Annotated in this window: 27 protein-coding genes and 1 tRNA gene; 11 read left to right on the top strand and 17 right to left on the bottom strand. The window is 65.7% G+C overall.

The window, feature by feature from the left end; translation table 11 throughout:
* Nucleotides 1-69 precede the first annotated feature (69 nt).
* Both J7U46_RS06490 and J7U46_RS06485 read left to right on the top strand, forming a co-directional pair.
* Nucleotides 70-696, top strand: coding sequence for an ABC transporter substrate-binding protein (locus J7U46_RS06490; protein WP_282825008.1), 627 nt, complete (start codon nt 70-72; stop codon nt 694-696).
* Nucleotides 697-709: 13 nt separating this feature from the next.
* Nucleotides 710-1,048, top strand: coding sequence for an STAS domain-containing protein (locus tag J7U46_RS06485; protein WP_282823997.1), 339 nt, complete (start codon nt 710-712; stop codon nt 1,046-1,048).
* Here J7U46_RS06485 and J7U46_RS06480 read toward each other — a convergent pair.
* Both J7U46_RS06480 and zwf read right to left on the bottom strand, forming a co-directional pair.
* Nucleotides 1,036-1,896, bottom strand: coding sequence for a MurR/RpiR family transcriptional regulator (locus tag J7U46_RS06480; protein ID WP_282825006.1), 861 nt, complete (start codon nt 1,894-1,896; stop codon nt 1,036-1,038). The genes J7U46_RS06485 and J7U46_RS06480 overlap by 13 nt on opposite strands.
* Before the next feature lie 2 nt (nt 1,897-1,898).
* On the bottom strand, nt 1,899-3,344 hold the full coding sequence (gene zwf / locus J7U46_RS06475) for a glucose-6-phosphate dehydrogenase (RefSeq protein ID WP_282823996.1): 1,446 nt from the start codon (nt 3,342-3,344) through the stop codon (nt 1,899-1,901).
* Nucleotides 3,345-3,517: 173 nt separating this feature from the next.
* On the opposite strand from zwf, the gene tal reads away from it, so the two are divergent.
* From tal to J7U46_RS06460, 3 genes are read left to right on the top strand one after another with little or no spacing between them, the layout of a single operon-like run.
* Nucleotides 3,518-4,465 (top strand): transaldolase, encoded by a 948-nt coding sequence (gene tal, locus J7U46_RS06470; protein WP_282823995.1) that lies wholly within the window; start codon nt 3,518-3,520, stop codon nt 4,463-4,465.
* A gap of 2 nt (nt 4,466-4,467) precedes the next feature.
* Nucleotides 4,468-6,078: a glucose-6-phosphate isomerase gene (gene pgi, locus J7U46_RS06465; protein ID WP_282823994.1), complete on the top strand. Its 1,611-nt coding sequence runs from the start codon at nt 4,468-4,470 to the stop codon at nt 6,076-6,078.
* On the top strand, nt 6,078-6,698 hold the full coding sequence (locus tag J7U46_RS06460) for an HAD-IA family hydrolase (RefSeq protein ID WP_282823993.1): 621 nt from the start codon (nt 6,078-6,080) through the stop codon (nt 6,696-6,698). Before pgi ends, J7U46_RS06460 begins: the two co-directional genes overlap by 1 nt.
* On the opposite strand, the gene J7U46_RS06455 is transcribed toward J7U46_RS06460, so the two are convergent.
* From J7U46_RS06455 to ispB, 8 genes are all read right to left on the bottom strand, one after another.
* Nucleotides 6,687-6,881, bottom strand: coding sequence for a DNA gyrase inhibitor YacG (locus tag J7U46_RS06455; RefSeq protein WP_282823992.1), 195 nt, complete (start codon nt 6,879-6,881; stop codon nt 6,687-6,689). The two genes, J7U46_RS06460 and J7U46_RS06455, sit on opposite strands and share 12 nt — an antisense overlap.
* On the bottom strand, nt 6,878-7,633 hold the full coding sequence (zapD, locus tag J7U46_RS06450) for a cell division protein ZapD (protein WP_282823991.1): 756 nt from the start codon (nt 7,631-7,633) through the stop codon (nt 6,878-6,880). Before zapD ends, J7U46_RS06455 begins: the two co-directional genes overlap by 4 nt.
* A gap of 85 nt (nt 7,634-7,718) precedes the next feature.
* The gene (gene coaE, locus J7U46_RS06445; protein WP_282823990.1) at nt 7,719-8,303 is read right to left on the bottom strand and encodes a dephospho-CoA kinase; all 585 of its coding nucleotides are present in this window, start codon (nt 8,301-8,303) and stop codon (nt 7,719-7,721) included.
* Nucleotides 8,304-8,322: 19 nt separating this feature from the next.
* Nucleotides 8,323-9,249, bottom strand: a complete 927-nt coding sequence (locus J7U46_RS06440) for an A24 family peptidase (protein WP_282823989.1) — start codon at nt 9,247-9,249, stop codon at nt 8,323-8,325.
* A gap of 2 nt (nt 9,250-9,251) precedes the next feature.
* Complete coding sequence (locus tag J7U46_RS06435; protein ID WP_282823988.1) at nt 9,252-10,475, bottom strand: type II secretion system F family protein; 1,224 nt, start codon at nt 10,473-10,475, stop codon at nt 9,252-9,254.
* A 51-nt stretch (nt 10,476-10,526) separates the two neighbouring features.
* Nucleotides 10,527-12,257 (bottom strand): type IV-A pilus assembly ATPase PilB, encoded by a 1,731-nt coding sequence (pilB, locus tag J7U46_RS06430; RefSeq protein ID WP_282823987.1) that lies wholly within the window; start codon nt 12,255-12,257, stop codon nt 10,527-10,529.
* A 274-nt stretch (nt 12,258-12,531) separates the two neighbouring features.
* A tRNA-Pro gene (locus J7U46_RS06425) sits at nt 12,532-12,608 on the bottom strand.
* Between the two features lie 61 nt (nt 12,609-12,669).
* Nucleotides 12,670-13,599, bottom strand: coding sequence for an octaprenyl diphosphate synthase (ispB, locus tag J7U46_RS06420; RefSeq protein WP_282823986.1), 930 nt, complete (start codon nt 13,597-13,599; stop codon nt 12,670-12,672).
* Between the two features lie 305 nt (nt 13,600-13,904).
* On the opposite strand from ispB, the gene rplU reads away from it, so the two are divergent.
* From rplU to proB, 4 genes are all read left to right on the top strand, one after another.
* The gene (rplU, locus tag J7U46_RS06415) at nt 13,905-14,216 is read left to right on the top strand and encodes a 50S ribosomal protein L21 (protein WP_282823985.1); all 312 of its coding nucleotides are present in this window, start codon (nt 13,905-13,907) and stop codon (nt 14,214-14,216) included.
* 44 nt (nt 14,217-14,260) lie between these two features.
* Nucleotides 14,261-14,518, top strand: coding sequence for a 50S ribosomal protein L27 (gene rpmA / locus J7U46_RS06410; protein ID WP_282823984.1), 258 nt, complete (start codon nt 14,261-14,263; stop codon nt 14,516-14,518).
* Nucleotides 14,519-14,680: 162 nt separating this feature from the next.
* Nucleotides 14,681-15,757, top strand: a complete 1,077-nt coding sequence (cgtA, locus tag J7U46_RS06405) for an Obg family GTPase CgtA (protein ID WP_282823983.1) — start codon at nt 14,681-14,683, stop codon at nt 15,755-15,757.
* Nucleotides 15,757-16,878 carry a glutamate 5-kinase gene (gene proB / locus J7U46_RS06400; RefSeq protein ID WP_282823982.1) on the top strand — a complete coding sequence of 374 codons (1,122 nt, stop codon included), beginning with the start codon at nt 15,757-15,759 and terminating at the stop codon, nt 16,876-16,878. Before cgtA ends, proB begins: the two co-directional genes overlap by 1 nt.
* An 80-nt stretch (nt 16,879-16,958) precedes the next feature.
* Here the strand turns inward: proB and J7U46_RS06395 are convergent, their stop codons facing one another.
* Entirely contained in the window at nt 16,959-17,543 is a 585-nt protein-coding gene (locus J7U46_RS06395; RefSeq protein WP_282823981.1) for an RNA pyrophosphohydrolase, read from the bottom strand.
* 120 nt (nt 17,544-17,663) lie between these two features.
* On the opposite strand from J7U46_RS06395, the gene J7U46_RS06390 reads away from it, so the two are divergent.
* Nucleotides 17,664-19,409: a proline--tRNA ligase gene (locus J7U46_RS06390; RefSeq protein WP_282823980.1), complete on the top strand. Its 1,746-nt coding sequence runs from the start codon at nt 17,664-17,666 to the stop codon at nt 19,407-19,409.
* 5 nt (nt 19,410-19,414) lie between these two features.
* Complete coding sequence (locus J7U46_RS06385; protein ID WP_282823979.1) at nt 19,415-20,035, top strand: lytic transglycosylase domain-containing protein; 621 nt, start codon at nt 19,415-19,417, stop codon at nt 20,033-20,035.
* 87 nt (nt 20,036-20,122) lie between these two features.
* Here the strand turns inward: J7U46_RS06385 and J7U46_RS06380 are convergent, their stop codons facing one another.
* From J7U46_RS06380 to hemA, 6 genes are all read right to left on the bottom strand, one after another.
* A complete protein-coding gene (locus J7U46_RS06380; protein ID WP_282823978.1) occupies nt 20,123-20,698 on the bottom strand; it encodes a UbiX family flavin prenyltransferase in 576 nt (191 codons plus the stop codon).
* Nucleotides 20,698-21,015 (bottom strand): Grx4 family monothiol glutaredoxin, encoded by a 318-nt coding sequence (grxD, locus tag J7U46_RS06375; RefSeq protein ID WP_282823977.1) that lies wholly within the window; start codon nt 21,013-21,015, stop codon nt 20,698-20,700. Before grxD ends, J7U46_RS06380 begins: the two co-directional genes overlap by 1 nt.
* An 81-nt stretch (nt 21,016-21,096) precedes the next feature.
* Nucleotides 21,097-21,717 carry a hypothetical protein gene (locus J7U46_RS06370; protein WP_282823976.1) on the bottom strand — a complete coding sequence of 207 codons (621 nt, stop codon included), beginning with the start codon at nt 21,715-21,717 and terminating at the stop codon, nt 21,097-21,099.
* 114 nt (nt 21,718-21,831) lie between these two features.
* Nucleotides 21,832-22,653: a peptide chain release factor N(5)-glutamine methyltransferase gene (gene prmC, locus J7U46_RS06365; RefSeq protein WP_282823975.1), complete on the bottom strand. Its 822-nt coding sequence runs from the start codon at nt 22,651-22,653 to the stop codon at nt 21,832-21,834.
* Nucleotides 22,650-23,732, bottom strand: a complete 1,083-nt coding sequence (gene prfA, locus J7U46_RS06360; RefSeq protein WP_282823974.1) for a peptide chain release factor 1 — start codon at nt 23,730-23,732, stop codon at nt 22,650-22,652. Before prfA ends, prmC begins: the two co-directional genes overlap by 4 nt.
* A 78-nt stretch (nt 23,733-23,810) precedes the next feature.
* A complete protein-coding gene (gene hemA, locus J7U46_RS06355) occupies nt 23,811-25,127 on the bottom strand; it encodes a glutamyl-tRNA reductase (RefSeq protein WP_282823973.1) in 1,317 nt (438 codons plus the stop codon).
* Nucleotides 25,128-25,174: the final 47 nt, after the last annotated feature.

Here is a 25,174-nt window from a genome sequence, read left to right as displayed (position 1 = left end):
CGGGTGGCGCGTTGCCACCCGAGACGCCTAGCCGGCGTCGCTGAAACGACAAGGAAATTCAAGATGACGATGTCGACGATGTTGAAGAAGGGCCTGATCGGCCTGGCCGCCGTGCTGGCCCTGAACGTGCATGCCGCTGACAACAGCACGCCCGACGGCCTGATCCGCCAGCTCTCGCTGGAGACCATCGAGACCATCAAGGGCGACAAGGCCATCCAGGGTGGCGATGTCAGCAAGATCGCTGCGCTGGTGGACAAGAACATCATGCCGCACGTCAATTTCCAGCGCATCACGTCCACCGCCGTGGGCCGCTACTGGCGCCAGGCCACGCCCGAGCAGCAGAAGCGTCTGCAGGACGAATTCAAGACGCTCTTGATGCGCACCTACGCCGGCGCGCTGACCCAGGTGAAGGACCAGACCATCGCGCTCAAGCCGCTGCGTGCCTCGGCGGAAGACACCGAGGTGGTGGTGAAGACCGAAGTGCGTGGCAAGGGCGATGCGATCCAGCTGGATTACCGCCTCGAGAAGACGCCCGCCGGCTGGAAGATCTACGACGTGAACGTGCTGGGCATCTGGCTGGCCGATCAGTACAAGAGCAGCTTTGGCCAGGAGATCGGCCTCAACGGCATCGACGGCCTGATCAAGGCGCTGACCGACAAGAACCAGAAGGCCGCCGCCGCGCCTGCCAAGGGCTGAACGGGTGGCCGACATGCTGAAGCTGCCTTCTTCCATCCGCATGGCCGAGCTGCCGGTGCTGTGGCCCCAGCTGCAGGCCAGCCTGCGGGCCGAGGCCGCGCAGGTGGGCAGTGCTGCGGGCCATGTGGTCCGGCTTGATGTCGGCGACCTGCACGACTTCGACTCCGGTGCGCTGACCTTGCTGCTCAGCGCCGCCCGGTTGCTGGAGCAGCAGGGCTTGCAGCTGCAGCTGAGCCAGGTGCCGGTCAAGCTGCAGGAGCTGGCCCGGGTCTACGGCGTGGATGAGGTGCTGTGGCGCACCTCGAATGGCACGAGCGGCACCAACAGCGCTTCCGCCGCTCAGGCCGCGTAACGCTTGCTGCGCAGGTTGCGCTTGATCTCCTGCAGCACCGGCCGCAGATCCTGGCCGAGTTGCAGGGCGACGCCGGTGGTCAGGATGTCGATGGCGATCAGGTGCAGCAGCCGCGAGACCATGGGGCTGTAGCGGTCGAAGTCTTCCGGATGATCGACCGCCAGCAGCACCTGGCCCGGGCTCTGCGCCAGCGCCGCCAGCGGTGAGCCGCTGGCCGTGATGATGATGGTGGTCGCGCCTTTCTTGCGCGCGATCTCCGCCGCGTCCAGCAGGTCGCGGCTTCTTCCCGAATTGCTGATGATGACGGCGCAGTCGCCGGGCTTCAGCATCGTCGCGCTCATCAGCTGTACATGGCCGTCGCTGCAGGCGGCGGTGTTGACGCCCAGGCGGAAGAACTTGTGCTGAGCATCCTGCGCCACGATGCCGGAATTGCCGACGCCGTAGAACTCGATGCGGTGGCCATTGCGGCCGGCTTCGACGAGTGCCGTGATGGCGCGATCGAAGGCGTGGCTCGCGGCATCGTTGCGGTAGTGCAGAAGGGCTGCGACCGCGTTGTCGACGACCTTGACGATCAGGTCGCCCGGCTTGTCATCCTCATCGACCGCACGGTGCACGAAGGGCACGCCTTCGTTGACGCTGCCGGCCAGCTTCAGCTTGAAGTCCGCGAGGCCGTCGTAGCCGACCGAGCGGCAGAAGCGCACCACGGTGGGCTTGCTGACATGGGCCCGGTCCGCCAGCTCGCTGACCGGCAGGCTGGCGAAGGCGCGGGCATCCGCGATCAGCAGCTTGGCCACGCGCTGCTCGGCGGGCGGCAGGGCGGGCAGGGCGGCCTTGATGCGTTCGACGATGCTCATGACTCTTCAGCCCAGGCATTGCCGTCACGCGCCACCAAGGCGCTGGCCGCCGCCGGGCCCCAGGAGCCGGCGTTGTAATGGCGCGGGCCGGTGCTGTCCTGCTTCCAGGCTTCGAGGATGGGCTCGACCCAGCGCCAGGCCTGCTCCTGCTCGTCGCTGCGCACGAACAGGTTCAGCTTTCCGGCGATGGCATCGAGCAGCAGGCGTTCGTAGGCGCCAACGCGGGCGCTGCCGAAGGCCTTGTCGAAGTCCAGGTCCAGTGACACTGGTGCCAACGATTCGCCATGCGCGCCGCCCTTGGCCGCGAGCAATTGCAGCTCCAGGCCGTCTTCCGGCTGCAGCTTGATCACCAGGCGATTCGGCTGGTTGGTGCCCGGGAAGATCGGGTGCGGCACCGGGCGGAAGTTGACGACGATCTGCGCATCGCGTGCCGCCAGGCGCTTGCCGGTGCGCAGGTAGAAGGGCACGCCGGCCCAGCGCCAGTTCTGCACCTCGGTGCGCAGGGCCACGAAGGTTTCGCAAGGGCTGTCTGCAGGAATCTTGGCTTCGTCCAGATAGCCCACCACGGCCTTGCCGTCGACGCTGCCGGCGCGGTACTGGCCGCGCACCACGTCGCGCGCCACCGACTCGGCGGTGAAGGGCTTGAGCGAGCGCAGCACCTTGAGCTTCTCGTCGCGGATCGCATCGGCATCGTTGGTGGCCGGCGGCTCCATGGCGATCATGGTCAGCAGCTGCAGCGCGTGGTTCTGGATCATGTCGCGCAGCGCGCCGGTGCCGTCGTAGAACGGGCCGCGCGTGCCGACGCCCAGGCCTTCGGCCAGCGTGATCTGGATGTTGGCAATGCTCTCGCGGTGCCACAGCGGCTCGAACAGCGCATTGCCGAAACGCAGGGCCATCAGGTTCTGCACCGAGGGCTTGCCGAGGTAGTGGTCGATGCGGAAGGCCTGCGACTCAGCGAACACCGAGCGCACGACCTTGTTGATTTCCTGTGCGCTGGCCAGGTCGTGGCCCAGCGGCTTCTCGAGCACCACGCGCACGCGCGGCTCGTTCAGGCCGGCAGCGCCGAGCTGCTGGCAGATCTGGGTGAACAGGTGAGGGCTGGTGGCGAGGTAGAGCACCACGGTGTCGGCCTGGCGCTCTGCGAGCCATTCCTTCAGGCGCTGATAGTGCTCGGGCTGCGACAGGTCCATGCGGCGGTAGTGCACCAGGGCCGCGAACTTCTCGAACTCCTCGTCGCTCGGGCGCTTGGGGCCCTCGACCTCGCGGAAGCGTTCCTTCAGCCACTCGCGGTAACGCTCGTCGGGCATCTCGTCCCGCGCCACCGCGAGGATGCGGCCGCCGGACGGCAGCTTGCCGTGGCGGAAGGCCTGGAACAGGGCCGGCATCAGCTTTCTCCAGGTGAGATCGCCGGTACCGCCGAAGAAAACGAGATCGAATGACATGCGCGCAGCCACCTGCAGGGTGGTCCTTGAAGAAGAAGTACGCCGAGAAAAAAGTTCTCTTGATGTAACGAAGTTACGGGAATTATGATGCCCGAGTTTCTTGGAAGGGTCAATCCGGACGGCTGCCCCGGTTCTAATCGAGGCTTCCGTTTCTTTGCTGCCCACCACAAGTCATGAACCAGCTCGACCAACTCAAGGCCCTCACCACCGTTGTCGCCGACACCGGCAACTTCCTGCAACTGGCGCAGTTCGCGCCGCGCGACGCGACGACCAATCCTTCGCTGATCCTCAAGGCCGTGCAGTCGCCCGACTACGCGCCGCTGCTGAAGGACACGGTCGCTGCGCACAAGGGCAAGCCGCTCGACCAGATCGTCGATGAAGTGCTGGTGCGCTTCGGTCTCGAGATCCTGAAGGTCGTGCCGGGCCGCGTGTCGACCGAGGTCGATGCCCGCCTGAGCTTCGACAAGGCCGCCACCGTGGCCCGTGCCAAGCGCATCATGGCCCTGTACGAAGCCGCAGGCATCGGCCGCGAGCGCGTGCTGATCAAGATCGCCTCGACCTGGGAGGGCATCCAGGCCGCAGCCGAGCTGGAGCGCGAAGGCATCCGCTGCAACTTGACCCTGCTGTTCTCCTTCTGCCAGGCCGTGGCCTGCGGCGCTGCTGGTGTGCAGCTGATCTCTCCTTTCGTGGGCCGCATCTACGACTGGTACAAGAAGGCTGAAGGCAGCAAGTGGGACGAGGCCGCGATGGCCGGCGCGAACGACCCCGGCGTCAAGTCGGTGGCGCAGATCTACGCCTACTACAAGAAGCATGGCATCAAGACCGAGGTGATGGGCGCCAGCTTCCGCAACGTGGGCCAGATCCAGGCCCTGGCCGGCTGCGACCTCTTGACCATCAGCCCTGACCTGCTGGCCCAACTGCAAGCGAGCGACGCGCCGCTGAGCCGCGCGCTCGACGCCGATGCTGCCCGCCAGGCCGACATCGCCGCTGTTTCCTACGATGAAGCGGGCTTCCGCTTTGCCCTCAACCAGGACGCCATGGCCACCGAGAAGCTGGCCGAAGGCATCCGCGCTTTCGCCGTCGATTCGGCCAAGCTCGACCAGATGATTGCGAGTTCCTGACGATGCTGTTCCCGCGTTGTGACCAGAGCCCCGCCTGGGCCGCCCTGCAAGCCCACTATGAGACCACTGGCCGCGGCTTCGATCTGCGCAAGGCCTTCGCGGCCGAGCCGGATCGCTTTCCAAGCTGGTCGCTGCAGGCCCCCGAGGTCTTTGCCGACCTGTCCAAGAACCGCATCGATGCGGTGGCCTTGAAGCTGCTCCTGCAGTTGGCCGAGGACTGTGGGCTCGAGTCGCAACGCAATGCCATGTTCGCCGGCGAGGCGATCAACCACACGGAAGGCCGCGCAGTGCTGCACACGGCCTTGCGCGCGCCGGCCGGCGCCGGCCTGCATAGCGTCGAAGTCCAGGAATCGCTTCAGCGCATGCTGGCCTTTGCCGATGGCGTGCCGGCCCAGGGCTTCACCGACGTGGTCCACATCGGCATCGGCGGCAGCGACCTCGGCCCGGCCATGGTGGTGCAGGCGCTGCAGGCCTATGGCCGACCGGGCATCAAGCTGCATTTCGTATCCAACGTTGACGGGCATGACCTGGCCCCGGTGCTGCAAGCGCTGAAGCCAGCGACCACGCTCTTCGTCATCGCCTCCAAGACCTTCACCACGCAGGAGACGCTGGCCAATGCGCTGGCGGCCAAGGCCTGGTTCCTGGCTGCTGGCGGCACCGACATCGCGAAGCACTTCGTCGCCACCAGCAGCAACACGCAGGCGGCCGGTACCTTTGGCATCACGACCACCTTCGGCTTCTGGGACTGGGTCGGCGGCCGCTACTCGCTGTGGTCGGTGATCGGCCTGCCGATTGCCATCGCGGTGGGCGGCGAGAACTTCCGCAACCTGCTGGCCGGCGCGCATGAGATGGACGAGCATTTCCGATCGGCGCCGCTTGCGCAGAACCTGCCGGTGCTGCTTGCGTTGATCGACGTCTGGTACCGCAATTTCCACGGTTTCACCAGCCGCAGCGTCGCGCCCTATCACCAGGGCCTGCGCCGCCTGCCAGCCTATCTGCAGCAGCTCGAAATGGAGAGCAATGGAAAGGGCGTGGACCGTGAGGGTCAGGTCTTGCCCTATGCCACCAGCCCCGTGGTCTGGGGCGAGGCGGGCACCAACGGCCAGCATGCCTACTTCCAGATGCTGCACCAGGGCACGGACGTGATCCCGGTCGAGTTCATCGCGGTGAAGACGCCGCGCTTCAACGCCAGCGGCGAGTTGCTGGAACGATTGAACGACCAGCATCAGAAGCTGCTGGCCAACTGCCTGGCACAGTCGCAGGCGCTGATGCAGGGCAAGTCGGTGGGGGAGGCGCTGGGTGAGAAAGCGCCGACCGCCTCGGCCTCGCTCGACGCGCAGACCGTGGCCCGCCATCGCAGCTTCCCCGGCAACAGGCCCAGCACAAGCTTTGTGCTCGATGAGCTGAGTCCGCGCTCGCTTGGCGCCCTGATCGCGCTGTACGAGCACCGTGTGTTCGTGAGCGGCGCGCTGTGGGGCATCAACAGCTTCGACCAATGGGGCGTGGAACTGGGCAAGGCCCTGTGCTCGGCCCTGCTGCCGCGCATCGCCGCGGGCGACGTGGCGGGCCTGGATGGCTCGACCGCCGGACTGATGCAGCGACTGAGCCGCTGATGGCGAACATCGTCTTTGATTTCGGCGGCGTGCTGTTTCGCTGGCATCCGCCAAGTTTTCTCGCGCGGGTCTGGCACGAGCGCGTACCGGACCTGGAAGCCGGCCAGGCCGTGGCTGCGCAGTTCTTCGAGAACTACCGCGGCGACTGGGGTGCGTTCGATCAGGGCCTGATCGATGAGTCGACCGCGATTGATCGCATCGCCGTACGCACCGGCTGGCCGCGCGAGGACGTGCAGCAGGTGGTCGATTCAATCCCGGAAGAGCTGCAATTGCAGGCGGGCACGGTCTCGCTGATCGAGGACTTGAAGAAGGCCGGCCATCGCCTGTTCTTCCTCTCCAACATGCCCGAGCCTCTGGCCGATCATCTGGAGCAGCTGCATCCGCTGAACGACTGGTTCGAATGCGGCGTGTTCTCGGGCCGGGTCAAGCATTCCAAGCCGCGGGCGGCTGTGTTCGAACTGGCCGTCGCGCGATTCGGTGTGCCTGCCGCGTCCTTGCTGCTGCTGGACGACCACCCGGAGAACATCGAGGCCGCGAAGGCCTGCGGCTGGCAGGCCGAACTGTTCACCGACGCAGCGGCAGCTCGTGCGGCGCTGCGGGCGCGAGGCTTACTGCTCTAGGTCCTGGCCATCAGCCGGCGGCGCAGCCTCGACGCGGAAGCTCTCGCTGGCCCAGGCGCCCAGATCGATCTGGCGGCAGCGCTCGCTGCAGAAGGGCCGCCAGACATTGCTGGGCGCGAAGACGCTGTCGCCTTCGCAGGTGGGGCAGCGGACGATGCGCGGCTTCACGTCCTGCTCGCTCATGAGCACAGCGTCAGCTCGAAGCTGGCGTCCTGCTGAGCCGGCCGCAGACGGCCTTCCTCGTCCTGACGCATCAGGCGGATCGAGACCATCAGGCGGTGGCCGCTGATCTCAGGCACGAGGCCGAGGCTGGGGTCGATCTTGAGGCGCAGCAGGTGGTAGGTCCGGCCGGCACCCAGGCTCTGCTGGTACTGGCCACCTTGCGCCGCCACCTTGTGCGGCGACCCGGAATCGCGCAACAGACCGAGCAGCACGTTGAGGCCCTCGGCCAGCGGCATCAGCGACTGGGTCCAGGTCATCAGGTCCTTGCGGCGGCGCGCCGGCAGGAACTGCTGCCAGGTGTAGTAGGCGGGCAGGTCGAACTCGCAGGTGCCGCCAGGGATGGAGATGCGGCTGCGGATGCTCATCAGCCATTCATTGGCCGTCAGCGCCTGGCCGGCCTTGCCGGCGAGCTGGTTGATGCCGGCGAAGGCGTGGTCGATGCGGGCAATGACTTCGTCCAGCGCCGCCTCGGCGATGGCCGGGTTGCCGCGGTAGCTGTTGAGCTGGGCCTTGTGGCGCTCCAGCTCCTTCAGCAGGTCTGACTTCAGATCGGCCCGCGAGGCCACGTCCATGATCTCGAAGATCGTGGCGAGCGCGAAGTGGTGATCCAGTGGCGTCTCGCGCGGGATCAACTGCCCCAGGCGGTCGAACAGGTGTTCCAGACGCAGCATCGTGCGGATGCTTTCGTTGAACGGGTATTCGTATAGGACCAAGGGGGCCATTCCTCGACAGCTGCGTTAGGGCGCGGAGAGGGCTGCGCGCGAAGGGCCCGATTGTTTCATAACAATTTCTCGCTTCTTAGCGCCACTGCGCGGCCAGGCCCTCGATTTGCTGCTGCAACTGCTCGAGCGGCAGGCCTTCGTTGTAGATCAGCACATCGGCCGCTGCACGCCGTTCGGCGCGCGTGGCCTGCTGAGCGATCACAGCCTCGACCGCCTCGCGGGTCCAGCCGGAGCGCTGCATCACGCGCTCGACCTGCGTCGTCTCCCGGCAATCGACCACCATCACGCGGTCCAGCTTGCGCCGCCAGCGGCCGGACTCGACCAGCAGCGGCACGTCAAAGACGATGAATCGGCTGCTCGAGGCGGCCGCGCGGGCCTCGGTCTCCTGGCCGATCAGCGGATGAAGGATGGCTTCCAGCCGCTGCCGCACGCCGGGGTCGGCGAAGGCCAGCTCGCGCATGCGCAGGCGATCGAGCGCGCCGTCGGGCGCTTGAACCTGCGGGCCGAACTCGGCCACGATGGTGTGCATGGCCGCACCACCGGCCAGCGTCAGCTCGCGGGCAATGGCATCGCTGTCGATGACGGTGGCGCCGATGGACAACCAGCAGCGCGAGACCGTGCTCTTGCCGCTGCCAATGCCGCCCGTCAGGCCTAAGCGCATGGCGCGATCAGCGGGCCTCTCAAGCCCAGCCCAGCCAGCCCATCACGCGCTCCGCGCCGGCGAACAGCACGACGAAACCGCCGCCCGCCAGGAAGGGGCCGAAGGGCACGTAGCGGCCCTCGCGCAGGCTGCTCGACATCTTCATGCCAATGCCGACGAGGGCGCCTATCACCGAGGCGCCGAGCACGATGGGCAGGATCATCTTCCAGCCCAGCCAGGCGCCGAGCGCAGCCAGCAACTTGAAGTCGCCATAGCCCATGCCCTCCTTGCCGGTGGCCAGCTTGAAGACCCAGTAGACGGTCCACAGCGACAGAAAGCCCAACATGGCGCCGGCCAGCGAGATGTGCATGGGCACGGTCCAGCCCAGGTGTGCCACGAACAAGCCCGCCCACAGCAGCGGCTGGTTGAGCGAGTCGGGCAGCAGGGTCGTGTCCCAGTCGATGGCAGCGAGGGCCAGCAGCGTGGCCGCGAAGCCGCACCACAGCAGCGTGGTCGGCTGTGCACCGAAGCGCCAGGACAGGGCGGCGAACAGCAGGCCGGTGCTCAGCTCGATCAGCGGATAGCGCTTGGAGATCGGGGCCTTGCATTTGGCGCAGCGGCCACCGAGGCGCAGCCAGCCGAGCAGGGGAACGTTCTCGTGCCAGGCCAGTTGATGGCCGCAATGCGGGCAGCGCGAGCGCGGCTTGGCCAGCGTGAGAGCGGGCTGGGCCTCCAGCTTCTTGTTCAGTGCTTCCGCCGCCGTGGCCAGCTTGTCGGCATCGGCTTTGGCCAGACCCGAAGCCCTTTGTACCGCTTCCGATTCGGCCAGCTGTGCGGCCGCGTCGCCCAGCCACTGCCGCTCCATCATCAGCGGCAGGCGGTGGATGACGACGTTGAGGAAACTGCCTATGCAAAGGCCGAGGATAAAGAGGGCAGGCGGGGAGAGGAGCCAGGCGTAGTCAGCCATCGTCAAACCACCTGACCCAGCTTGAAGATGGGCAGGTACATGGAGACCACGATGCCACCGATCAGGCCGCCCAGGAACACGATGATGATGGGCTCCATCAGGCTGGAGAGCGATTTGACCGCCTCGTCCACTTCGTCTTCATAGAACTCAGCCGCCTTGGACAGCATGTGGTCCAGCGAGCCGGATTCTTCACCGATCGAGGCCATCTGCAGCACCATGGTCGGGAAGATGCCGGTCGACTGCATCGAGGTGGTCAGCGCCGCACCGGTCGAGACGTCGCGCTGGATCTTCTCGGTGGCCTCCGAGAACACGGCATTGCCGGAGGCACCACCCACGGAGTCCAGCGCCTCGACCAGGGGCACGCCGGCGGCGAACATCGTGGACAGCGTGCGAGTCCAGCGCGCGATGGCCGACTTGTAGAGCAGGTCGCCAAACACCGGAATCTTCAGCAGCAGCCGGTCCATCGTCTTTTGCATCTTCTCGGAGCGCTTCCACGTCTGCATGAAGAAGTACCCGCCGCCGCCAATGACGCCAAATATCAGCCACCAGTAGCTGACGAAGAACTTGGACATGGCGATCACGACCAGGGTGGGCGCCGGCAGGTCGGCACCGAAGGACTTGAACACGTCCTCGAAGGCCGGCACGACGAAGATCATGATCACCGCGACCACGATGAAGGCCACCACGCCGACCGCAATAGGGTAGGTCAGTGCACCCTTGATCTTGTTCTTCAGCGCGACCGTTTTCTCCTGGTACATGGCCAGGCGGTCCAGCAGTGCTTCCAGGATACCGCCCGACTCGCCGGCTTCGACGAGGTTGCAGTAGAGCGCGTCAAAGTACATCGGATGCTTGCGGAAGGAGGAGGACAGGCTCGTGCCGGTCTCGACGTCCTGACGGATCTCGTTCAACAGCCGCGTCAGTCGCGGGTTGGTACTGCCCCGCGCGACGATGTCGAAGGACTGCAGCAGCGGCACGCCCGCGCGCATCATCGTGGCCAGCTGGCGGGTGAATACGGCGATGTCCTTTTGCTTGATCGCCTTCCCGCCGCTGGCGCGGCGCTTCTTGACCTTGCTGACCAGGATGCCCTGGCGGCGCAGGGTCGCGCTGACCATGGCTTCGCCGCCGGCACGGATTTCTCCGCGGACGATCTTGCCATTGCGGTCCTTGCCCTCCCATTCGAAGACGAAGTCCTTGACCTTGGCTGCTGCCGATGCACTGGTTGCCATAGCTACTCCTGGGCGGTCGCCCTGGCAGGCTGCGAGGGGCGCGCCTGCGAATTATTCATTGGTGGCCGCGAGTACTTCTTCCAGCGTGGTCACGCCGGCCCGCACCTTGACCAGGCCCGACTTGCGCAAGTCGCGCACGCCTTCGCTCTCAGCCTGCTTGGCAATGTCAATCGCCGTGCCCTGGGTCAGGATGATGCGCTGGATAGGCTCGGTGACCGGCATCACTTGGTAAATGCCTACCCGGCCGCGGTAACCGTTGTTGCAACTGCTGCAGCCGACGGCGCGATAGGGCTTCCAGCTGCCATCCAGCTCTTCCTCGGCGTAGCCAGCCCGTATCAGCGCGTCGCGTGGATAGTCCGCTGGCGTCTTGCAGTTCTCGCACAGGCGTCGGGTGAGGCGCTGCGCCGTGATCAAGAGCACGCTGGAGGCGATGTTGAACGGCGCCACGCCCATGTTCATCAGGCGGGTCAGTGTGGTCGGTGCGTCGTTGGTGTGCAGTGTCGACATCACCATGTGGCCGGTCTGCGCGGCTTTGATGGCGATGTCGGCGGTCTCAAGGTCGCGGATTTCGCCGACCATGATGATGTCTGGATCCTGCCGCAGAAAGGACTTCAGCGCGGCGGAGAAAGTCAGCCCGGCCTTGTCATTCACATTGACCTGGTTGATGCCCGGAAGGTTGATTTCAGCCGGGTCCTCGACGGTGGAGATGTTGACGCCAGGCTGGTTCAGGATGTTCAGGCAGGTGTAGAGAGACACGGTCTTGCCCGAGCCGGTCGGGCCCGTTACGAGCACCATGCCATAGGGCCGGAAGATGCAGGCCAGCAAGCGGTCTTTCTCGATCTTCTCGTAGCCCAAGGCTTCGATGCCCAGCTTGGCAGAGGAGGGGTCAAGAATCCGGATCACGATCTTCTCGCCGAACAGTGTCGGCAAGGTGCTGACCCGGAAGTCGATGGCCTTGGCACCGAACTTGAGCTTCATGCGGCCGTCTTGCGGCACGCGACGCTCGGCGATGTCCAGGCGCGAAATGACCTTGATGCGCGAGGACAGCTTGTCCTTGATGGCGATCGGCGGCTGGGTGATCTCGCGCAACTCGCCGTCGACGCGGAAGCGCACGCGGTAGTGGTACTCGTAGGGCTCGAAGTGCAGGTCGGACGCGCGCAGATTGATCGCGTCGATCAGCATCTTCTGAAGGAAGCGCACGACCGGTGCGTCTTCGACGTCGGTCGAGATATCGGCTGCTTCCTGCGCAGCGGCAGGGTCTTCCTCGGCGACGTCGAACTCGAAGTCGCCGCCGGCAATCGATTCCAACTGCTCGCTGGCGCTGGAGCCGGAGCCGGCCAGCATCTTGCTGAGCTTGTCATGCTCGACGATCACCCATTCGGGCGACAGCTGGGTGGCGAACTTGATACGCTCGACCACCTCCTGGTCGGTCGGGTCGGCCCCGCCGATGAAAAGCCGGTTGCCCCGCCGGCCCAGCACCACGACCTGGTACTGGTGGGCCAGCTTGGCCTCGATGATGTTCTGGGGCAGGCGCTGAGCGTCCAACGCATTCAGGTCCATGACCGGCAGGGCCAGCGCATGCGACAGCGTGTGGGCGAGGTCGACAGCCGACAAGGCCGAGGCCGCCATCAGCGCATTGACGAAGCTGATCTTCTTCTCGCGGGACTGGCGAACCAGGTCTTCCGCGGTCTTGACCGGCAGCTTGCCGGCATGGACGAGCACGCGCGCGACCCCTGACAGGGAGGAATGGGTCGACTCGGCCAAGGTGGTGTCCACGTGCAAGCGTTCTGCTGAGCAGGCTGATACAGGCCTGCATGTTCAATGAGAGCGGGCCATCATGACCCATGGATTTCACACTGTAAACCGAGCTTTTTCCCGGGTGAGACAAGCCGGTGTGACGGTGTGCGCACAAGGCCGTGCCTTGGCGCGCCGATGGATCGCCTGCGCAACAGTTCCGGCGATCGCGTGCCGCAGACAAATGGGACGCCTTGCGTGGTGCTGTGCGGAAAAACAAAAAAGCCCAAGTGGAGGTCCACTTGGGCTTTTTCGATTTGTCTGGTCGGGGTGAGAGGATTCGAACCTCCGGCCTCTACGTCCCGAACGTAGCGCTCTACCAGGCTAAGCTACACCCCGATTTTTGAACCAGCTTGCCTGCAGCAGGCGCCTCGGTCATCAATCTCTTCAATTGGCGCCTTCAAGAAGTTCGCTCAACTGACTGAACTGCGAATTCTAGCAGAGATTCTCGCCACTTGTTGCGAGGCAGTGCATTTATCGCGTCACTCGCCTTCTGGGCTTCGGCGCGAGCGGCCAGGCGCGTGGCTTCGATGGCGCCCGTGCTGCGCACGATCTGCACGATGTCGCCCAGGCGCTCTACCTCGCCGTGTTCGATGGCGTGACGGATCAGCTGGCGTTGCTCGGGGCTGCCGCGTTCCATGGCGATCAAGAGGGGCAGCGTGGGCTTGCCCTCGCGCAGGTCGTCGCCGACGTTCTTGCCGAGTTCGTGCGAGTCGCCTTCGTAATCCAGCAGATCGTCAATCAGCTGGAAGGCTGTGCCCAGGCTGCGGCCATAGGCGGCACAAGCTTCCTCGATTTCGGCGCTGGCCTCGGCCAGCACCGCACCCAGGCGCGCGCTGGCCTCAAACAGCTTGGCGGTCTTGTAGCGGATGACGCGCAGGTAGCTGTCGACCGACACATCTGGGTCATGCATGTTCATCAACTGCAGGACCTCGCCTTCGGCGATCACATTGGTCGCCTCGGCCAGCACCTCGAGCACGCGCATGCGATCGACCGAAACCATCATCTGGAAAGCGCGCGAGTAAAGGAAGTCGCCCACCAGCACGCTGGCTGCATTGCCGAACAACGCATTGGCGGTGGCCTTGCCGCGACGCAGCGAGGACTCATCGACGACGTCGTCGTGCAGCAGTGTGGCGGTGTGGATGAACTCGACAACGGCGGCCAGTTCGAAGCGGGCGTCCTTCTGGTAGCCCAGGGCATTGGCAAACAGCAGCACCAGCTTGGGCCGCATGCGCTTGCCACCCGCGTGCACGATGTAGTTGCCGATCTGGTTGATCAGGGCCACGTCCGACTTGAGTCGCCGGGCAATGACGGCATCAACCTCGAGCATTTCTGCGCTCAACGCGGCGAGGACCTCGGCGACAGGGGAAAGGGGCGAGGCTGACGCGGCTTGCACTCTTTGCTCTCAATGGAATGGAGTCAGGATTATAGAAACAGCTTTCCATCCGCCCTGCGCCGTTGACGAAGCGAGCCGGACGGCGATGCTCAGCTTTCACAGGGTTTGCCCTTGTTTTGTGAAGCTGCTACACTCGCGGGCTCTGCGCTCGATGAAGGGCGTTGAGAGGGTCTCGGGCCGAGGCCGCCAACTCCGGTTGGCAGCGCAGCGGCGCGGGCGATTAATTTGAAAGGGCTGATATGTACGCGGTCATAAAAACCGGTGGCAAGCAATACAAAGTTGCTGCTGGCGAAAAGATCAAGATAGAACAGATTGCTGCGGATGTTGGCCAAGAGATTGTGATCGACCAAGTTCTCGCCGTCGGTAGCGGCGCGGATCTGAAGATCGGCACTCCCTTGGTTGCTGGTGCAAGCATTACCGCCACGGTGGTGGCTCACGGTAGGCACGACAAAGTGCGCATCTTCAAGCTGCGCCGTCGCAAGCACTACAAGAAGAGTCAAGGCCATCGCCAGAACTTCACCGAGCTGCAAATCAGCGCGGTGAACGCCTAAGCGATCGTTCGATCTTCTTCGCCAACAGTTCAAGGAGCTAATCCATGGCACAGAAAAAGGGCGGCGGTTCCACACGGAACGGCCGCGACTCCAAACCCAAGATGCTGGGCGTCAAGGCCTTCGGTGGTCAGCTGATCTCGGCAGGTTCCATCATCGTGCGTCAGCGCGGTACCAAGTTCCACGCTGGCACCAATGTCGGCATGGGCAAGGACCACACGCTGTTCGCGCTGGTCGACGGCCAAGTGTCGTTCGCCATCAAGGGTGAAAAGAACCGTCAGACGGTTTTCGTCACGCCGGCCTGAGTCTTCAAGACCCAGCGGGCATGATGCGGTGGCAGCAGCCGGCCGCATCGTGAAGCAAGAGCCCCGGCACTGTCCGGGGCTTTGTTTTTTGCGGCTGCGACAGAAGCAGGCCTTTTTCGAGGTCTCGCTTACCATGGCCCATCGGGCTCGAAAAGCAAGCGTATGAAGTTCGTCGACGAAGCCACCATCGATATCGTGGCCGGCAATGGTGGTGCCGGTTGTGCCAGTTTCCGGCGCGAAAAGTTCATCCCATTCGGTGGCCCCGATGGCGGTGACGGCGGCCGAGGCGGCAGCGTCTATGCGATGGCCGACCTGAACCTCAATACCTTGATCGACTACCGCTATGCGCGTCGTCACGAGGCGCGCAACGGCGAAGCCGGCCGAGGCTCCGACCAGTTCGGTGCCGCCGCTGAAGACATCGTGCTGCGCATGCCGGTGGGCACCATCATCCGTGACGTCGAAACCGAACAGATCATTGCCGAGCTGCTCGAGCCGGACGTGAAGGTGCTGCTGCTCAAGGGCGGCGACGGCGGTTTTGGCAATCTGCATTTCAAGACCAGCACCAACCGCGCCCCGCGTCAGAAGACGCCCGGCTGGCCCGGCGAGGCCAAGAAGGTCAAGCTGGAGCTGCGCGTGCTGGCCGACGTGGGTCTGCTCGGTCAGCCCAATGCCGGCAAGTCCACGCTGATCACGGCGGTCTCCAATGCCCGCCCCAAGATCGCCGACTACCCGTTCACGACGCTGCACCCGAATCTGGGCGTGGTGCGCGTGGCACCGGAGAAGAGTTTCGTCGTTGCCGACATTCCCGGCCTGATCGAAGGCGCTTCCGAAGGTGCGGGTCTCGGCCACCAATTTCTGCGCCACCTGCAGCGCACGCGCTTGCTGCTGCATGTGATCGACCTGGCGCCGTTCGATCCCGAAGTGGATCCGGTGGCTGAAGCCAAGGCCATCGTGGCCGAGCTGAAGAAGTACGACCAGGAGCTCTACGACAAGCCGCGCTGGCTGGTGCTGAACAAGCTGGACATGGTGCCGGCAGAGGAACGTGCGGCCCGTGTCAAGGACTTCGTCAAGCGCTACAAGTGGAAGGGCCCGGTCTTCGAGATCTCGGCCCTGACGCGCGAAGGCTGCCAGCCGCTGATCCATGCGATCTACGAGCATGTGGCCGCAGCGCAGTACCGCCATGTCGAGCCAGACGTCCGCTTTGCCGCTCCGGAGGGCGGTGAGCAGGGGGCGGTCTGATGGCAGCCTCGGTGTTGAAGGACGCACGCCGTATCGTCGTCAAGGTTGGCTCCAGCCTGGTCACCAATGAGGGTCGTGGCGTCGATGCCGAGGCAATCGGCAACTGGTGCCGTCAACTGGCCCTGCTGGCCGGCGAGGGGCGCGAGCTGGTGATGGTGTCCAGCGGTGCCATCGCCGAAGGTATGAAGCGCCTCGGCTGGGCGACCCGCCCGAAAGAGATTCACGAGCTACAGGCCGCAGCAGCTGTCGGGCAAATGGGCCTGGCCCAGATGTACGAGACCAAGCTGCGCGAGCAGGGCATGGGCAGCGCGCAAGTGCTGCTCACCCATGCCGACCTGGCCGACCGCGAGCGCTACCTGAATGCGCGCTCCACGTTGCTGACGCTCTTGCAGCATCGCGTGCTGCCGGTCATCAACGAGAACGACACCGTCGTCAACGACGAAATCAAGTTCGGCGACAACGACACACTGGGAGCGCTTGTCGCCAACTTGGTTGAAGCCGATGCCCTGGTCATCCTGACTGACCAGAAGGGCCTGTACTCGGCCGATCCCCGCAAAGATCCCAACGCCCGCTTCATCGATGAAGCGGTGGCCGGCACGCCCGAGCTCGAGTTGATGGCCGGCGGCGCGGGTTCATCGCTGGGTCGCGGCGGCATGATCACCAAGATCCTGGCGGCCAAGCGCGCGGCGGGCAGCGGCGCTTCTACCGTGATCGCCTGGGGGCGCGAGCCCGATGTGCTCTTGCGACTGGCGGCAGGCGAAGCCATAGGCTCGGCCCTGCTGGCGAGCACACCGAAGCTGGCCGCGCGCAAGCAATGGATGGCCGACCATTTGCAGCTGCGCGGTGCCGTCACCGTCGATGCTGGTGCGGCCATCAAGCTTCGTGACGAGGGCAAGAGCCTGCTGCCGATCGGCGTGGTCGAGGTGCAGGGCGACTTCCATCGTGGCGATGTGATCGCGGTGCGCGATCCGGCGGGCGTCGAACTGGCGCGAGGCTTGACCAATTACTCGAGTGCCGAAGCCAGGCTCATCGCCCGCAAGCCGTCATTCGAATTTGAGCGCGTGCTGAGCTACGCCGCCGAGCCCGAGCTCATTCACCGGGACAACATGGTGCTCGCTTAGCGAGCGCCATGTTGCGGCGCAAGCTCATATCGCTTGCGATGTGAGTGGCGCCACAACAGGGGCCTTGCACAGCAAGCCCCTCATTCGTCCCTGGGCGGCGTTGCTGCCTCGGCCACCTGCTGCTGTTCAGCCGGCGGCCCGTCCCGATGCTGCGGCCGCATGCCCGAACGCAGATAGCGGTTGTGGTGGTTGATGCGCGGCAGGTAGCGGGCGAGCTCGGTCAGCGCCATCTCGTAGACGCCACGCTTGAACTCGATCACGGCCTCCAGCGGCACCCAGTATTCGTTCCAACGCCAGGCGTCGAACTCGGGGTGGTCGGTGGCGCGCAGGTTCATGTCACTGTCGCGACCCGTCATCTGCAGCAGGAACCAGATCTGCTTCTGGCCACGGTAGTGGCCGCGTGCGTCGCGCCGGATGAAGTGCTCGGGCACCTCGTAGCGCAGCCAGTCTCGGGTGCGCGCAATGATGCGCACATGTTCGTCGGTGAGCCCCACCTCTTCGTGGAGCTCACGGTACATCGCCTGCTCGGGCGTCTCGCCGTACTTGATGCCCCCTTGCGGGAACTGCCAGGAATGCGTCCGGATGCGTTTGCCCCAGAACACTTCGTTCCTGTGGTTGAGCAGGATGATGCCGACGTTGGGGCGGAAGCCTTCACGGTCGAGCATAATCAACCTCAAATCTATAGTTGGATCGATTATTGCATTGGGCCGCCGTCCCGGCGCTCCCCTCGCTAACCCTCACAAGAACATCTGGCCCTGCGGGGCCAGTTTTGCCTGCCGCACCTTATGAAAGCCTCCCAGTTTTTCGTCTCCACCCTCAAGGAAGCGCCCGCCGATGCGGAAGTGGTCAGCCACAAGCTGATGATGCGCGCGGGCATGATCAAGCGACTGGGCGCCGGCATCTACAACTACATGCCCATGGGCCTGCGGGTGATCCGCAAGGTGGAAAGCATCATCCGCGAGGAGATGAACCGTGCCGGCGCCGTGGAGCTCCTGATGCCTGTCGTGCAGCCCGCCGAGCTGTGGCAGGAGACCGGCCGCTTCGACAAGATGGGCCCCGAACTGCTGCGGGTGAAGGACCGCCACGACCGCGACTTCATCATCCAGCCCACCAGCGAAGAGGTGATCACCGACATCGCCCGCCAGGAGCTGCGCAGCTACAAGCAGCTGCCGAAAAATTTCTATCACATCCAGACCAAGTTCCGTGACGAGCGCCGCCCCCGCTTCGGCCTGATGCGCGGCCGCGAGTTCACGATGAAGGACGCCTATTCCTTTGACCGTGACGTGGCCACCGCCACCGTCAGCTACGACGCGATGTTCGCCGCCTACCAGCGCATCTTCGACCGCTTCGGCCTCCAATACCGCGCCGTAGCGGCCGACACCGGCGCCATCGGCGGCGACCGCTCGCACGAGTTCCAGGTGATCGCCGACACCGGCGAAGACGCCATCGTCTACTGCCCCACCAGCGACTACGCTGCCAACATCGAGTTGGCCGAAGGCGTGGCCTTGCTGGCCACTCGCGGTGCTGCCACGCAGGCGCTGACCAAGGCGCCGACGCCGGGCAAGAGCACCTGCGAAGACGTGGCCGCGCTGCTCGGCCTGCCGCTGACGCAGACCGTCAAGTCCCTGGTCCTGGCCACCGACGAGAAGAACGAGGCCGGCGACATCATCAAGTCCACCGTCTGGCTGCTGCTGGTGCGCGGCGACCATGAGCTGAATGAAGTGAAGGCCGGCAAGCTGGAAGGCCTGAAGGCCGGTTTCCGCTTCGCCACCGTGGCCGAGATCGACGAGCACTTCGGCTGCAAGCCCGGCTACCTGGGCGCCATCGGCCTCAAGAAGCCAGTCAAGGTCGTGGCCGACCGCACCGTGGCCCAGATGAGCGATTTCGTCTGCGGCGCCAACGAGGCCGACTTCCACTTCACTGGCGCCAATTGGGGCCGCGACCTGCCCGAGCCGGACGTGATTGCCGACATCCGCAATGTCGTGGCCGGCGATCCGTCACCGGATGGCAAGGGCGTGCTGGCCATCCAGCGCGGCATCGAAGTGGGCCATGTGTTCCTCCTGGGTACCAAGTACTCCAAGGACATGAACGCCACCTACCTCGACGAAACCGGCAAGCCCCAGCTGATGGTGATGGGCTGCTATGGCATCGGCGTGACCCGCATCCTCGGCGCGGCCATCGAGCAGAGCCACGACGAGCGCGGCATCATCTGGCCCGATGCGATTGCTCCCTTCACCGTGGTGCTGTGCCCCATCGGCATGGACCGCAGCGAAGCCGTCAAGGAGGCCGCTGCCAAGCTGCACGATGAGCTCCAGGCCCTGGGCGTGGACGTGCTGCTGGACGACCGCGGCGAGCGCCCGGGTGCGATGTTTGCCGACTGGGAGCTGGTCGGCGTGCCGCACCGTGTGGTCATCTCCGACCGTGGCCTGAAGGAAGGCCAGCTGGAATACCAGGGCCGCCGCGATGCCGAGGCCAGCAAGGTGGCCGTGGCCGATGTGGTCGCGCATCTGAAGGCGCGCCTGCAGGCCTGAGCCGGATGAGTCTGCGCCGACGCGCCCTGCTCGGTGCCGGGCTGGCCACGCCGCTGCTGGCTTGGCGCCCCGCGCTGGCCGGCGCGCAGATCGAGGAACCCTTGGCCGACGCCGTGCGATCGGCGCTGTCTGCGTCGATTGCCAACAGCGCGCCGCCCAAGCCACGCTTCGACAGCATCGAGCCCCGGCTCGAGTACCTGAAGTGGCTGGGTGTGATGAGCGAGAAGCTCAAGAAGCGCAAGAGCGAGGCGCAGACGCGCATCGAGTTCCTCGAAACGGTCTGGTACGAATCCAAACGTGCTGGCCTGGAGCCGGCGCTGGTGCTGGGCCTGATCCAGGTCGAGAGCGGTTTCCGCAAGTACGCCATCAGCACCGCCGATGCACGCGGCTACATGCAGGTGATGCCTTTCTGGACCCGCGTGATCGGCGATGGCCAGGCCTCCCGGCTCTTTCACATGCAGACCAATCTGCGCTTCGGCTGCGTGATCCTGCGTCACTACCTGGACCGTGAGAAGGGCGACATGTTCCTCGCCCTCGGCCGCTACAACGGCAGCCGTGGCCGGGCCGAATATCCGAACGCGGTGTTCGCCTCGCGCCGTCAGTGGCTGATGCCCGGCGAGACATAGCCCACCCTCTACGGCCTGCGGCCGCCCCCTCAAGGGGGCAAGCCCGCAGGACCGGCAAAGCCGGATCCCCGGGCTTCGCTCGGTCAGTCAGGCGCCCCGCAGTCCTTGCCAAGACTGTGGCGCCGCGCCGGCCAAGCCGGCCAGCTCCAGCACCCGTTCGCAACTTTCGTTGATCAGCTCTTCGATGGTCTGCGGCCGGTGATAGAAGGCCGGCAGCGGCGGAAAGACGATGCCGCCCATCTCGGTCACGGCCGTCATGTTGCGCAGGTGCGCCAGGTTCAGCGGCGTCTCGCGCACCATCAGGATCAGGCGGCGGCGCTCCTTCAGCGTCACGTCGGCGGCGCGGGTCAGGAGGTTGTCGCCAAAGCCATGGGCGATGGCCGCGAGGCTCTTCATCGAGCAGGGCGCCACCACCATCGCGGCCGTGGCGAAGCTGCCGCTGGCCACGCAGGCGCCGATGTCGCCCGGTGCATGGCTGTGGTCGGCCTCGGCTTCCAGCGCGTCACGCACGAGGCCCAACTCGTGGTGGACGTTGAGGATGCCGGCCGGCGTGGCGATCAGATGCGTCTCGGCGCCGAGCTCGCGTGCCCGGCGCAGCAAACGCAAGCCGTAAGCAGCGCCGCTGGCGCCGGTGATGCCCACGACCAGCCGCGGCTTGGTCATCAGCCTTGAGCGCCCAGCACCTGCTGCAGTTCGCCGGCCTGGTACATCTCCATCATGATGTCCGAGCCGCCGACGAACTCGCCGTTGACGTAGAGCTGCGGGATGGTGGGCCAGTTGGCATAGTCCTTGATGCCCTGGCGGACTTCTTCGTCCTCCAGCACATTGAAGGTCTTCAGGTCGCCGACATTGCAGGCCTTGAGGATCTGGATCGCGCGGCCGGAGAAGCCGCACATCGGGAATTGGGCCGTGCCCTTCATGAACAGCACGACGCGGTTGTTCTTGACCAGCTCGTCGATGCGTTGTTGTACGTTGCTCATAGGAAATCGCCCCAGGTTCTTCAGGAATGGGCGGGATTATCGGGCAGGCCCGATGGCCTGTGCCTGTGCAAGGTCACAAGGTCAGAAGCGGAAATTCAGGCCCAGTTGCAGCACGGCCTGGTAGCGGCCCACACGTGTGGCATCGTCCAGGCTGAGGGTCGAACGGCCCAGGCGCAGGCCATCTGACAGGCCCGACACCGCCAGCCCCAGGTCGGCCGAGAACCCCCAGCCGCTGCGCAGCGACTGGCCGGTGTAGCCAATGCCCACGTAGGACAGGCTGGAGCCATAGTCACCCGCCAGGCCGCTACCGCCCAGGCCGGGCAGCGAAACCAGGCGCTGGCCCACCGCGAAGCGGCTGTTCGACAGGCCGTTGTTGCCCAGGGCCAGGCCGCCGTTCCCTTGCAGCACCGACAGCGGCCCGAGCAGCAGGCCGCCGGTGGCACGCAGGCCGCCGCTGACCTGGTTGCCGAGCAGGGAGCCGGTGAGGTAGTAGTCGCCCAGCAGATTGGCGCCCAGCAGGCGCGAGCCCAGCGGGCCGGCGGTGTCAAGTTGGTTCAGTTGCAGGCGCGCCTGCCAGCGCTGCGTAATGAGGTCGCCAGGGCGGACCTGCAAGCCGTCCGCAGCCTGGGCGGACAGGCAGGCCAGGGCCAGCGCGAGGCTGGGGCTGCAAAGGCGCAGAAGGCGTGCAGGGCGGCGGATCATGGCGGTCTCCCCTGGGGGGCGACTCGCCCCCGATGTCGGCCCATACTACGCCGCGATGGCAGCCTTGTGGCCCCTCAGATGGAGCAAAAAAATGCGAAGTTGTGGGCTTTGCCGTCAGCCTGGGCGGCGTCCGCCCGAGGCCCTGGGATTGCCGCCCAGATCGTTGCGGCAAGCCAACTCCCTGAAGCCGGCCGCTCGTAGCAGATCGGCGACGGCCGGCGCCTGGTCCCAGCCATGTTCCAGCAGCAGCCAAGCACCGGGCCGCAGATGGGCCTGGGCGTCGGCGATCAGGATGCGCAGCGAATCCAGGCCGTCGCCGCCGGGCGTCAGCGCGCTCAAGGGCTCGTGGCGCAGGGCTGGCAGGTGGTGGTCGTCGCCGGCGATGTAGGGCGGGTTGCTGACGATCAGGTCGAAAGCCCGGCCGGCCAGCGGCTGCCACCAGTTGCCTTGCAGCCATTCGACTTGCAGGCCCAGCGCTTGGCCATTGGCCCGTGCCATGGCGAGCGCACCCGGCGACAGGTCAACGGCCGTGACTTTGGCGGCCGGCCTGCGATGCGCCAGGGCCAGGGCGATGGCGCCGCTGCCGGTGCCGAGGTCCACCACCTCGGCTGCCTGGCCTTCGGGCATCAGCTCCAGCGCCCAGTCCACCAACACCTCGGTATCGGGCCGGGGCACCAGGGTGTGACGGTCGACCTTGAGCATCAGGCCGTGGAATTCCTTCTCGCCGACCAGATAGGCCAGCGGCACGCCGTCCAGGCGCTGGGCCAGCCACCGCTCGAAGCGCTCGGCCTGTTCATTGCTCAAGGCATCGTCGCCATGGATCAGCAACCAGGCGCGGTCCACGCCGAGCAGGGCGGCCAGCAAGAGTTGCGCATCGATGCGCTCGAGACCCGCCGCAATGGCCCGGGTCTGCGCGGCGCCGATGCCAAGGCTCACGAGCGACCTTCCAGCTGCGCCAATTGCTCGGCCGCCTGCGCCTGCTGCAGGCCTTGCACCACGTCGTCCAGGTCGCCATCCATGATGGCGCCGAGCTTGTAGAGCGTCAGGTTGATGCGGTGGTCGGTGAAGCGGCCCTGGGGGAAGTTGTAGGTGCGGATGCGGTCGCTGCGGTCGCCCGTGCCGACCAGGCTCTTGCGCTGGGCGGCCTCCTTGGCGGCGCGCTCGTTGCGGTCCTTGTCGCGCAGGCGGGCGGCCAGCACGGCCATGGCCTTGGCCTTGTTGCGGTGCTGGCTGCGGTCGTCCTGGCATTCGGCCACCAGGCCGGTGGGCAAGTGGGTGATGCGGATGGCCGAATCGGTCTTGTTGACGTGCTGTCCGCCGGCGCCACTGGCACGGAAGGTGTCGATGCGCAGCTCGGCCGGGTTGAGCTGGATCTCCTCGGTCTCGTCCGGCTCGGGCATCACGGCCACGGTGCAGGCGCTGGTGTGGATGCGACCCTGGCTCTCGGTGGCGGGCACGCGCTGTACACGGTGGCCGCCGGAGTCGAACTTGAGGCGGCCGTACACCTTGTCGCCTTCGAGGCGGATCACGACTTCCTTGTAGCCGCCGAGGTCCGAATCGCTGGCCGACAGGATTTCGCTCTTCCAGCCCTCGCGCTCGGCATAGCGCAAATACATGCGCGCCAGGTCGCCTGCGAACAGGGCGGATTCATCACCGCCGGTGCCTGCGCGGATTTCCAGGAAGGCGTTGCGTTCGTCGTCCGGATCTTTGGGCAGCAGGGCCAGTTGCAACTGCTCGTTCAGGCGCGTGATGTCGGTCTCGGCCGCAGCGATTTCCTCCCGGGCCATCTCGGCCATCTCCGGGTCGGCCAGCATCTCGCGCGCCGCAGCGAGGTCGGATTCGCGCTGCAGGAACTGCCGGTAGGTGCCCACCAGGTCCGCCACCTCGCTCTGCTCCTTGGTGAGCGAGCGGTAGCGCTTCATGTCGCTGGCGATGGCGCCATCGGCCAGGATGGTGTCGAGTTCGACCAGGCGGTGGCCCAGGCGTTCGAACTGCTGGCGCAGGGTGTCTTTCATGGGGAGATCGGTCCGGATTCTTTGAGCAGGTCCGCCGAAAGTTCAGCGGGGCAGGGCGAGGCGCAGGAGGCGCGGCCGCTAATGCTCGTCGCCGGAATCCGAAACCTTGCTGCCCGGCGACTGGCTGCTGCCGCGCAGGAACAGGCGCGAGATGGTCTGCGCCAGTTGCTCGCGCTGTGAGCCATCGCTGGCATGCAGCTCGGCGAGGCTGCCATGCAGCATCTTCTGCGTGAGGCCGCGCGCCAGCGCTTCCAGCACTTCTTCCACATCGGCCCCGCGCGCCAGCTGCTTGCGGGCGCGGGCGATTTCCAGCTCGCGCCAGCTCTCGGCCTGGCTGTTGAGGGCCTGGATCAAGGGCACGGTGTTGCGCTGGCCCAGCCAGTGCACAAAGCTTTGCACGCCGGTCTCGATGATGGCCTCGGCCTGCTGCACTGCGGCCTGGCGCTTCTCGCCGGCGCTTTGCACCACGGCCGAGAGATCGTCCACGGTGTAGAGATAGACGTCGTCCAGCTGCGCCACTTCGGGCTCGATGTCGCGCGGAACGGCCAGGTCGACCATGAACATCGGGCGGTGGCGGCGGCTCTTCAGCGCGCGCTCCACGGCGCCGAGGCCGATCAAGGGCAGGCTGCTGGCGGTGCAGGAAATCACCGCGTCGAATTCATGCAGGCGCTGGGGCAGGTCGGCGAGGCGGATGGCTTCAGCCCCGAGGCGGCCGGCCAGCTTCTCGCCACGCTCCAGCGTGCGGTTGGCCACGGCCATGTGCTTGGGCGTGCGGGCGGCAAAGTGGGTGGCGACCAGCTCGATCATTTCGCCGGCGCCTACGAAGAGCACCTTGATCTTGCTGAGGTCTTCGAACAGCTGGCCGGCGAGGCGCACCGAGGCGGCCGCCATGCTGATCGAGTGTGCGCCAATCTCGGTCGAGGTGCGCACTTCCTTGGCGACCGAGAAGCTGCGCTGGAACAGCTGGTGCAGCGTTGTGCCCAGGGTGCCAGCCGAATCGGCTTCGCGCACTGCCTGCTTCAGCTGGCCGAGGATCTGCGGCTCACCGAGCACCATGGAATCGAGCCCGCTGGCCACGCGGAAGGCATGGCGCGCGGCGGCGCTGCCTTCCATCACATAGGCATGGCTCATCAGCGCGTCGCTGCCGACGCCGCCGACCTGGGCCAGCCAGTCGATGGTGGGGCGCACCAGCTGCGGTGCGCCGGCCACATAGAGCTCGGTGCGGTTGCAGGTGGAAACGAGCGCCGCCTCGGTGCTGGCACGCGGCTGGCGCTGGGTGAGTTGCTCACGCAGGCCGAGCAAGGTGGGGGCGAGTTGCTCGAGCGAGAACGCAAACCGCCCGCGCAGATCCAGCGGGGCGGAGTTGTGGTTCAGGCCGAGGGCAAAAACGCTCATGAAGCGGCGATTATAAAATTCCGGGCCCAACGGCCCCTGACAAAGAT

It is taken from the genome of Pelomonas sp. V22 (genome assembly GCF_030014915.1).
In the GTDB taxonomy this organism is placed as follows: Bacteria; Pseudomonadota; Gammaproteobacteria; order Burkholderiales; family Burkholderiaceae_C; genus JAUASW01.
Note: the sequence above shows the minus strand (reverse complement) of the source record. Positions and strands in the feature narration are given on the sequence as shown.